9 protein-coding genes are annotated in these 9,420 nt (G+C 68.0%); 6 read left to right on the top strand and 3 right to left on the bottom strand.

Annotation, left to right across the window (positions count from 1 at the left end; all coding sequences use genetic code 11):
* Both AB4Y84_RS06330 and AB4Y84_RS06325 read right to left on the bottom strand, forming a co-directional pair.
* Positions 1–344 (bottom strand): helix-turn-helix domain-containing protein (locus AB4Y84_RS06330; RefSeq protein ID WP_442249886.1); only part of this gene is annotated, 344 nt, incomplete at its 3' end.
* Complete coding sequence (locus AB4Y84_RS06325) at positions 341–1,270, bottom strand: LysR substrate-binding domain-containing protein (protein ID WP_442249885.1); 930 nt, start codon at positions 1,268–1,270, stop codon at positions 341–343. The genes AB4Y84_RS06325 and AB4Y84_RS06330, both read right to left, overlap by 4 nt.
* An 88-nt stretch (positions 1,271–1,358) precedes the next feature.
* Here AB4Y84_RS06325 and AB4Y84_RS06320 point away from each other — a divergent pair, with 88 nt between their 5' ends.
* Genes AB4Y84_RS06320 through AB4Y84_RS06300 form a run of 5 tightly spaced genes read left to right on the top strand, consistent with a single transcriptional unit; the run spans position 1,359 to position 5,210 of the window.
* On the top strand, positions 1,359–2,423 hold the full coding sequence (locus AB4Y84_RS06320) for a hypothetical protein (protein ID WP_442243611.1): 1,065 nt from the start codon (positions 1,359–1,361) through the stop codon (positions 2,421–2,423).
* The gene (locus AB4Y84_RS06315; protein ID WP_442243612.1) at positions 2,420–3,340 is read left to right on the top strand and encodes a TolB family protein; all 921 of its coding nucleotides are present in this window, start codon (positions 2,420–2,422) and stop codon (positions 3,338–3,340) included. The genes AB4Y84_RS06320 and AB4Y84_RS06315 overlap by 4 nt, the downstream gene beginning before the upstream one ends.
* A 28-nt stretch (positions 3,341–3,368) precedes the next feature.
* On the top strand, positions 3,369–3,905 hold the full coding sequence (locus tag AB4Y84_RS06310) for a GFA family protein (protein WP_134832598.1): 537 nt from the start codon (positions 3,369–3,371) through the stop codon (positions 3,903–3,905).
* Positions 3,898–4,224, top strand: a complete 327-nt coding sequence (locus AB4Y84_RS06305; RefSeq protein ID WP_033831163.1) for a DUF6958 family protein — start codon at positions 3,898–3,900, stop codon at positions 4,222–4,224. The genes AB4Y84_RS06310 and AB4Y84_RS06305 overlap by 8 nt, the downstream gene beginning before the upstream one ends.
* A complete protein-coding gene (locus AB4Y84_RS06300) occupies positions 4,221–5,210 on the top strand; it encodes an alpha/beta fold hydrolase (RefSeq protein WP_442243613.1) in 990 nt (329 codons plus the stop codon). Before AB4Y84_RS06305 ends, AB4Y84_RS06300 begins: the two co-directional genes overlap by 4 nt.
* Before the next feature lie 48 nt (positions 5,211–5,258).
* Here the strand turns inward: AB4Y84_RS06300 and AB4Y84_RS06295 are convergent, their stop codons facing one another.
* On the bottom strand, positions 5,259–7,112 hold the full coding sequence (locus tag AB4Y84_RS06295) for an XVIPCD domain-containing protein (protein ID WP_442243614.1): 1,854 nt from the start codon (positions 7,110–7,112) through the stop codon (positions 5,259–5,261).
* A 120-nt stretch (positions 7,113–7,232) separates the two neighbouring features.
* On the opposite strand from AB4Y84_RS06295, the gene AB4Y84_RS06290 reads away from it, so the two are divergent.
* On the top strand, positions 7,233–9,420 hold a 2,188-nt coding region (locus tag AB4Y84_RS06290), incomplete at its 3' end, for a hypothetical protein (RefSeq protein WP_442249884.1).

Raw genomic sequence — 9,420 nt, 5'->3', positions numbered from 1 at the left:
GCATCGGTCCGCTCACGGTCGCGGAGGGCGCCGGGGCTGTCGCCGGTGATGTCACGAAAGATGCGGCCAAAGGTGCCCAGGCTGGTCCACCCGGTCTGAAGTGCGATCTCGGTGATCGGCAGGTCGGTATCGCGCAGCAGGGCGACAGCGCGCTCGATGCGGCGGCTGAGCAGATAGCGATGCGGCGGCACCCCGAACGCGTCCTTGAACGAGCGCGCGAAATGGGCCGCGGAAACCGCACTGATCCCGGCCAGCCGCGCCACCGGCCAGTCTTCATGGCTGGCCCGGTCCATGTGGTCTTTTGCACGCAGCAGGCGGCGCAGCAGTTCCGGGCTCTGGGTCATGGCGTGGCCACCCTGCGCAGCAGGGATCGTGCAGCATGCCGGGCCGCCGCTGCCTCGGTGCACAGCCACTCACGGAAGTGCGCGATTTTCGGGGCGTTGCTGCGTCCTGCCGGGCTGGCAAACCAGAAGCTGCGGCCATCGCTGGCCACGCCTTCGTGGGCTTGTACCAGGCGCCCCGCATCCAGCTCGGCTTTGAACAGGATCGGCGAGCCGATGGCGATGYCTTGGCCGGCGATCGCTGCGGCTACGTCCAGATGCTCGGCAGCGAAGTTGGTGGCGAAGCGCTCCGCCCCGGGTGCCGGCGTCTGCGCGAATGCCTGGAACCATAGCGCCCACCAGTCCGGACGCCCCAGCAATGGCACATCCAGCAGCCGCGCACCGCCCAGGCCGGTGGCGGCTTCAAGCAGCGCGGGCGCGCACAGTGGCGTGAACACGCTGGGGAACAGCTCCACGGCGTGCAGCCCCGGCCAGTCGCCGTGACCGTTGCGGATGGCCGCATCGAAACGCCCGCCTGCCAGGTCCTGCGGCTCCGCCGACAGATCAAGCTCCAGCACCTGTTGCGGATGCCGGGCGCGGAAGCCACCCAGCCGCGGCGTCAGCCAACTGGTGCCCAACGTAGGCAGTGCGGTCAGGCGCAGGCGGGTGGCATCCATGTCGGCGGCACGCATGAAGCTGGCACGCAGGGCATCGAAGGCGCGGGTAGCCTCCTTTGCGACGCTGGCACCGGCCTCGGTCAGTTCGACGTGCTGGGCGTGGCGCAGGAACAGTCGTGCACCGGTCTGCTCTTCCAGGCGCCGGACGTGATAGCTGACCGATGCCGCCGTGGTGTCCAGTTCTTCCGCGGCCCGCGCAAAGCTGCCCAGCCGCGCCGCGGCCTCGAAGGCACGGATGGCAACGAGCGACGGCAGGTGGCGGTGGGCGACCATAAGTGTGGCTTAGCCTGAGCCTCGATATCCGCGTGGTCAATCCCCCATACGACGCCGAAGATGAGGCCTCGGACAACGGGGATCAGACATGCAGCGACGTGGATTTCTGGGCGGCCTTGCCGCGTTGTACGGTGCCGGCGCCTTCGGGCTGTGCCTGCCGCTGGGCGCCACCCCTGCCCATGCCGGCAGAGACCATGCCAATGACTGGCGTTGGCTGCAGGGCAACTGGAACGTGCGTCACCGCCGGCTGCAGGAACGCCTGGTGGCCGACACGCGCTGGGTGGACTTCACCGGCACCAGTGCGGTCTGGCTGACCCTGGGCGGGCTGGGCACGATCGATGACAACCTGATGCAGCTGCCCGGCGGCGCCTACCGCGGCCTGGGTGTACGTGCCTTCGATCCGGCCTCCGCCACCTGGGCAATCTGGTGGCTGGATGGCCGCGCTCCCAGCCGCTTCGAAGCGCCAGTGCGTGGCGGCTTCAGCGGTACAGGCGGCAGCTTCCGTGGTGCGGATTCCTTCAAGGGCCAGCCCATCCAGGTCTGGTTCCGCTGGCACGACATCCACGCTGCGCAGCCGTGGTGGGAGCAGGCATTCTCCGCGGACAACGGCGTCCACTGGGAAGTGAACTGGCGCAACTGGTTCACCCGCACGGCAGCGATACCCTCGCCGCTGCCGCTGCAATCGGATGCGCCCCGCGACTTCGACTTCCTGGTCGGCCGTTGGAGCGTGCAGCATCAGCGACTGCGCGAACGCCTGTCTGGCAGCAACCGCTGGGACCACTTCGATGGCACGCTGCAAAACTGGCCGGTGCTGGGCGGCTTCGGCAACGTTGGCGACAACGTCATGAACTTCCCCGCTGCGACCGTACGCGGCATGGGCATCCGCGCATGGGATGCCAGCAGTGGCCAGTGGTCGAGCTGGTGGTTGGATGGCCGCGATCCCACGCGGATCGGCGCACCGGTCCGCGGCGGTTTTGTCGATGGCGTCGGCACGTTCATGGGAGACGACCAGCTGCGGGGACAACCGATCAGAACGCGGGTGATCTGGTCGCGGATCACCTCGCGTTCCGCACGCTGGGAACAGGCGGCATCCGCAGACGGCGGAGCGACCTGGGAGACCAACTGGATCAGCGATTTCGAGCGGCAGGCATGAATGCGCTTGCCTCACTGGTCGCGCTTGCGGTCGCGGTCGCTGGACTGCTGGGGGGTGATGCCAGCCGGGAGGCGTTGGCACTCGACCCTCACGCAGAGCGTTTCGCACCAGGCATCGCGTCGACCCGATACAGCGAAGTCCGCCTGACGCTGAGCCCCGACGGACGCACGGCGCTCTGGTTCAGCCGTGACCGGCCTGGCGGCGAAGGTGGCCATGACATCTGGTTTTCGCATCTGCATCACGGCCAGTGGAGTCCCGCGCGCCCGGTTTCGTTCAACACACCCGGCCGCGATTTCGACCCTGCGTTCACCGCCGATGGCCGCTTCGTGCTGTTCTGCTCCGATCGCCCCGGTGGCCTGGGCGGCGACGACCTGTACAGGGTGCCCGTGCAGGGCCTGCAGTTCGGTGCCGTTGAGCATCTCGGGTCTACCGTCAACAGTCCCGCCAACGAGTTTGCGCCGATGCTCGGACCCGACGGTGGCACCCTGCTGTTCTCCAGCGACCGAGCAGGTGGCGCCGGTGGCCACGATCTGTATGTCGCGCGGGTGGACGACGGCCAACTGCAACCTGCGCGGCCGGTGGAAGGCGCGGTCAACACGGCCGCGCAGGAGTTCGACGCCACCTTCCTGGGCGATGGCCGGACCATCGTTTTCGCACGCGCACAGGACTTCGGCAGTTCGCGGGTCGAGCAGTTCGCGGCACGCGCGTTCGGTGACCGCTACGCGCCCGGCATGCGACTGCCCGCACCCGTCAACGACGGTGCGAGCGACAGCTATGGGGCCATGCTCGACTGGTCCCGCCCTGGCACGCTCACCTATTCAACGCGTCGCGGCGATGGCGCCAGCCTGGACCTGTACCGGGTGAGCTATCGGCTGCCACCGTCCCTGTCGATTCCGGCCCCCCCGGTTCGTCGATAGAAAAAGAGCCCCCGAAGAGAGCATCCACATGCCTTCCGCACAACAGGTTGCCTGCCGCTGTGGCGAAGTGACGTTGAACCTGACCGGCACACCCATCGCCTGCGTCGACTGCTGCTGCAACAGCTGCCGCGCCGCAGGCCTGCGCCTGCAGCGCCTGCCCGGCGCCCAGCGGCTGCTCGGACCGCATGGAACTACCCGGTTCGTCATGTATCGCAAGGACCGGGTGGAGTTCCTGGCAGGAGTGGAGCGCCTGGCCGCGTTCCGCCTCTCAGCCGATGCCGGCACCCGTCGCGTGCTGGCCACCTGCTGCAACACGCCCCTGTTTCTTGAACTGACCGGCGGCCACTGGCTGAGCCTGTATGGCGGCCTGTGGCCGGAGGATGCCCGGCCGCCGCTGCAGATGCGCACCATGGTGGGCGATCTGCCCGATCCCTCCGTGCTGCCCGCCGATGTACCCAACCTCAAGCAACACTCGCTGCGCTTCTATGCCCGGTTGATGAAGGCCTGGATTGCGATGGGCCTGCGCAGCCCGGATATCCGCATTGAAGGAGAGGTCCATGGCTGAGCCAGACAAGATCGAGATCGAGAGCATCACCTCGCCCGGCAGGACCCAGTGGGTCGACCGGGGCAAGTACAGCGCCATGCGCAGCGCCCTGCTCGGCGTGCTGCCGCAGACGCCGCCCGGGGTTTCCGTTGCCATTGCCAAGCAGTCATTGCTGCCGGCGCTGCCTGCAGATCTGTTCCCCGCAGGCGCAACCGCAGGCTGGTGGCTGAAGGCCGTGCAGCTGGATCTGGAAGCCAAGGGCGTGATCGAGCGCGCAGCGGGCAAGCCCGTGCGGTTGTTCAAGCATGCGGTCGTCGGTCGAACGGCGGTGACGTCATGAGCGGTCCGTCCAACGATGCGCCTTCATCGTCGCGCAGGTCACTGCTGATCGGTGCTGGACTGTTGCTGGCCATGGGATGGCCGCCCAGCGTGCGCGGCGCCAGCGCGAGCCTGCGCGAGCCCATGGATGCCGCAGCGTTCGCCGCCCGCCGGCGCTGGGTCCGCACACCGTTCGGGCGCATCGCCTGCGTGCAACAAGGGAAGGGTCCGGCCGCACTGTTCCTGCACGGGTTCCCGTTGAGTGGGTTCCAGTGGCGGCATGCGATCGCGCAGCTTTCCTCGTCCCGCCGCTGCATTGCACCGGATTTCATGGGCCTGGGCCACAGCGCGGTGGCGGCCACGCAGGACCTGTCCCCGCAGGCACAGAGCGACATGCTCGTTGCGTTGCTTGATGCGCTGTCCGTTGCGATGGTCGACCTGGTTGCCAATGACAGTGGCGGCACCGTGGCCCAGTTGTTCGCTGTGCAGCACCCGAGCCGCGTGCGCACGATGCTGCTGACCAACTGCGACGTGCACCAGAACAGCCCGCCGGTGCAGATGAAGAACTCGCTGGCCGCCGCACGCGCAGGCACCTATCACCAGAAGATTGTCCGCCACCTGCAGGATCGCGGCTACGCGCGATCAGCGGCCGGTATCGGTGGCTCGGCTTATGTGGATCCGGCACATTTCAGCGATGAGGCCATCGTATACAGTTTCCGCCCGCTGGTATCCTCGCCCCTGCGCCAACAGCAGCTCAATGGCCACCTCGCCGCGTTCGAGCCCAATCCTCTGGTGGCCATCGAAGCCTCGCTGCAACGCAGTACGATTCCCACGCGCATGGTGTGGGGAACAGCCGATCCCCTCTTTCCAGGCCGCTGGGCCGAGTGGCTGCACCAGACGCTGCCGGCATCGCGCGGTATCCGCTGGGTGGAAGGCGGACGCCTGTTCTGGCCTGAGGAACAGCCTGCGCTGCTTGCCGATGAGGCCCGGGCGCTTTGGCGAGCCTGATAGGCCTGGCTGACCCGATGCGCCAGCCGCCGGGCTGGCGCGCCCGACTCAACGCGCCATGGCCCGTGCAGCGTGTTCCTGGGACATCTGCTCCCGCTCCTGCTGCTGGCTCACCTGCTCAGAGCTTGCCGCCAGCGACTGGCCCTGCTGCAGCTCGCGCACGTGCTCGCTGACCGGCGTAGCCACTGCCTGCGCAGTATCGGTGCGGGCGATCTGACGATCTGCGGCGTGCGGCTGGCCCTGCACCGCGAACGCGTACCTGCCGTCGTCACTGAGCACGGCCTCGTCGATCCGCTGCATGCCCTTGGCCTTGGCCGCGACCAGCAGGGCCATGCCCAGCCGTTCGCTCATCTCATCAGGCTGGCGCCCCATCGCCTGGTCGAGGCTGCTCACAGCGCCTTGGCTCTGCAGCCACATGCCGTGGTCCGGGCTGGCGGTGTGCCGTGGGTCCTGACGGGGCAGCAGCGGTGAGGGCGGCGCGAGCGACTGCAGGTGCTCGCCCTGCACGGCAGCGTCGATCTTCTGCAGATCCTTGCCGCCCGCCGCGGCGATATGGAATAGGCGTTCGGCCATGCCATAGGTGGATTGCCCCTGGTTGCGCGCCAGCCCCAGTGCAAAGGCGTCCACATCCTGCTGCGGCCTGCCGTTGCCGTCCTCTGCAAGCACCTGCCACGATGGCCCCAGCATCGGGTTGTCCCCGACCATCGACTGGGTACGCTCCATCAGCGTGCGCATCTGGGCCTCGCTGAAGCTCAGGGTAGTGAGCTCACCGGCCTTCACCGGTCCGCGATCACCGCTGGGGTCGCCGGACAGTGCCGCGTTGACCATTCCGGCAATCTGCTCACCCTGCGCATGGCCGCGCAGGTCGAAGGTGAATTCATAGCGGCGCTGCGCCCTGTCTTCCTGGCCGTCGGCGCCGTAGGCGCTGACCCGGGTTGCCGGCAGGTTGCCGTTGTACTGCACGCTGCGCAGTTCGATGCGGCTGCCGTCTTCCCGACTGACCTGCACCACGTCGCCGCTGTTGCGTGCACCCGCCAGGTCCAGGCCGAACGTGTCGCCATAGCCGACCTTCAGCCGCGTCTGCGAACTCATGCCCAGCCGCTCGACCGTCGCCAGATCCTGCACGCCCGGGGTCTGGCCGCTCAGCTTGCCGTTGTCGATGAACTGTTCATAGGCCTGGCGGCCTTCGGCTTGATCCAGGTCGAACGTGGCAGTGCGGACGGCAGCGTGGCCGAGCGCGTCCTGGCGACCGGCAATCGCGCTGAACCTGCCGGCACTGAATCCCATGCCGTTGAAGGCTTCCACCGCCTCGTTCGGCCCGGTGGAGACGCGCACCCGGCCATCATCCAGGCGATCCACGCGGTAGCTGGCACCGCTCGCCTCGGTCGTCTGGCTCTGCATGGCGATGTTGCGGAAGCTGCCTTCCAGTGCGGTGCCGGTGAACTGCTGGCCATCCAGGGTGACGCTGCCCCCCTTGGGAATGGTCTGCGGATCGAACGGGTTGATGCGGGTGGGATCGACGTCCACCGCCTCGCTGGGCAGGCTGACCCTGTAGCGCCCGCGTACGCCGGTGCTGCTGGTGTCCTGCAAGCCGGCACCTTTCGCGCTTGCCCCGACCACCGACTCCATCGTGAGCAGGTAATCCCTGCCGCCATCGGGCGTCGGGCTGCCGGCCATGTTCAGCGACGTCCCCTGGAACTGCGATGCGAGACTGGACACTGCGCGCTTGTGCTCGGTACCCACTTTCAACGCGCCGTCGCCCTCGTTCAACGTGACCGAGTAACCACCGGCGGCGGCCCGCACCTCGCTGTTGGCCGAGGTGTAGGCCGGATCGAACGACGCCGAGGCGGCATCGCGCGGCGCATCCTGGGTTGCGCCTTCCTTGCTGGTCCGGGCATTCATGCCGTGACCTCCTTGAACAGTGACGCGCTGATTATAGGACGCGGTGTGCGCAGCACGTTCACATCGCGCCGCAGCCGCATCCACGATAGTGATGGCCATCCCATTCCACGCCGAGGGTCCATGCCCCACTCCCTCGCCCGCCCGCAGCGATGGCGCCGTCACGGCCGCAAGCTGCTGCCGTACCTGCTGGGCCTGTATCTGCTGTACCTGTTGGCGGGCAATGTTTTCCTCAATACGCCGCTGTTCGATCAGGTCACCAATCGCAAACCGCACAAGTTCGTGATGACCACCGGCCCGGCGATCACGCTGCTGCCGGGGCATGTCATCGCCTGGAATGTGCAGATGCGCGGCCACGTCAATCACACCGTGTATGTGCTGCGCGCGGACCGCGCCAGTGCACGCTTGGCATTGCTGCCGCTGTTCCAGCGCGAGGTGCGCGTGCCGTCGCTGCACGCGACCGGGGTGGCCGCCGAGATCGCGCGCGTGGAGGAGGCCATTCCCTCACCACCGCGCGGCGATCGCGGCTGGACGTTGCGGTTCGATGCCATTCATAGCGAAACCATCCGCAGCGTCCGCGTGGGCAAGCTGTTGATCGTTGGCCAGGGCAGCGGCACGGTCGGTTTCGTGAAGCAGCTGCGTGGTGGTCCCTCGGAACTGCTGGACTCGGAGGTGGCGTTCGCTGATGCCGACGCCAGCCTTGACGGCACCCAGCTGCTCGGCGACATGCAGTTGAAGACGCAGTTCTCCTACCCACGGCATTACCGCGACCAGGCACCCGGGCTGGCAAAGCTGGGGCTGCTGCATGCCGTGCTGGAGGTGCAGGCGCGCAGCCAGGGCCTGCGCCTGGATACGGACACGCAACGTCCTTCCATTGCCAGCGCCGCCGTGCCGGGGCAGCTGCAGGCCGAGATCACCCTGGACCAGGGCGCGCTTCAGCCCGGCAGCCATGCGGTCTGGCGGGTTCCCCTGCAGATGGGAGCTGGCGCCCCCGACCGCGGAACGCTGGCAGTGCAGCTGGATACCGCCCGCGACATCCGCCTGCAGGCGCGGTTGCCGCAGCGCGAGGGCACAGGCGCTGCGCTGGACGCGGATGTGACCATCACCGGGCGGCACATTCCATTCGCCGAACCCAGCGAGATGCTGGGCCGCACCTCCGGGACGGTCAAGGGCGAATGGACCTTCACCTCGCTCAACTGGATTCCCGCACTGTTCGTGCAGAAACCCTGGTTCCAGCTGCAGGGCGGTGGCGTGCTGCGCGCCGACCTGCGCCTGCAGAACGGCGAGCTGGCCGCTGGCAGCAGCGTCGATATTCCTGCGGCGCGGGCGGTGGCCGAAGTGGCCGGCGTGCACATGCAGGGAACGGCCAGCGCCCATGGGCAACTGCAGGCCGGGACGCCGACGCACGCCGTACTGGCAGTGAAGCTTCCCACGTTCAATGCGCGTGCAGGCGGCGCCAAGGGTGCCACGCTGTTCGATGGGCGCGACCTGGCACTGACACTCACCGGTGACGGTCGCCTGCGCGAGCTGCGCAAGGGCGTGCGCGCGCAGCTGCGCTTCGATGACGCAAGCATTCCAGACCTCACCGCCTACAACCGCTACCTGGGCAACGGCCAGGTGCGGCTGCTGGGAGGCGCCGGCCAGGTGAGCGGTGACGTTGAACTGGATACCCAGGGCCGGGTTGGCAACGGCAGTGTCCGCCTGCGCAGTCAACGCGCGCGCCTGCAGGTGGCCGGGCTTGGCCTGCAGGGCGACGCCCGCGTTGATGGCAGGCTGCGACGTGGCGATTTCAGCCAGCGCCGGTTCGATCTGGGCGGGAGCGTGATCGAGCTGCGCAACGTGCAGGTGGGTGAGCAGCAGCGTTCACAGCCGTGGTGGGGCCGGGTCACCATCGCCCGCGGTGACATCGATGCGCAGTCACCGTTCCAGGTGGACGCACGCGCGGATCTTGCCATGCGCGACGCTGGCCCGCTGCTGGCGCTGTTTGCCGAGCGCAGCGATTACCCGCGCTGGGCATTGTCGCTGCTCGACTCCGGCCAGGTGGATGCGCATACCCGCCTGCGCTGGCGCGCCGGGCATCTGGTACTGGATGGACTGCAGGCGGAGAACGAGCGCCTTTCGCTGCGTGCGCGGCTGGATCTGCTGGACCAGCGCAAGCGTGGCGACCTCTACCTTCGCTGGGGCCTGCTGGGTGCCGGCATCGAGTTGGATGGGCAGCGCCGCCAATGGCATCTGGCCGGTGCGCGGGAATGGTTCGACGGTCGGCCCGCGTTGCTGCCCGGTGCTGCAGCGGCCAGCGACGGTGGCACGG

This window comes from Stenotrophomonas sp. 2YAF22 (genome assembly GCF_052114665.1).
Classification (GTDB): Bacteria; Pseudomonadota; Gammaproteobacteria; order Xanthomonadales; family Xanthomonadaceae; genus Stenotrophomonas; species Stenotrophomonas indicatrix.
The sequence above is the reverse complement of the archived record's forward strand: the minus strand, read 5'-3'. Positions and strand labels throughout refer to the sequence as shown.

Coding starts and splice junctions, on each gene's coding strand:
- AB4Y84_RS06320 (WP_442243611.1), top strand. CDS start 1,359: ATGCAGCGACGTGGATTTCTGGGCGGCCTTGCCGCGTTGTACGGTGCC.
- AB4Y84_RS06315 (WP_442243612.1), top strand. CDS start 2,420: ATGAATGCGCTTGCCTCACTGGTCGCGCTTGCGGTCGCGGTCGCTGGA.
- AB4Y84_RS06310 (WP_134832598.1), top strand. CDS start 3,369: ATGCCTTCCGCACAACAGGTTGCCTGCCGCTGTGGCGAAGTGACGTTG.
- AB4Y84_RS06305 (WP_033831163.1), top strand. CDS start 3,898: ATGGCTGAGCCAGACAAGATCGAGATCGAGAGCATCACCTCGCCCGGC.
- AB4Y84_RS06300 (WP_442243613.1), top strand. CDS start 4,221: ATGAGCGGTCCGTCCAACGATGCGCCTTCATCGTCGCGCAGGTCACTG.
- AB4Y84_RS06295 (WP_442243614.1), bottom strand. CDS start 7,112: ATGAATGCCCGGACCAGCAAGGAAGGCGCAACCCAGGATGCGCCGCGC.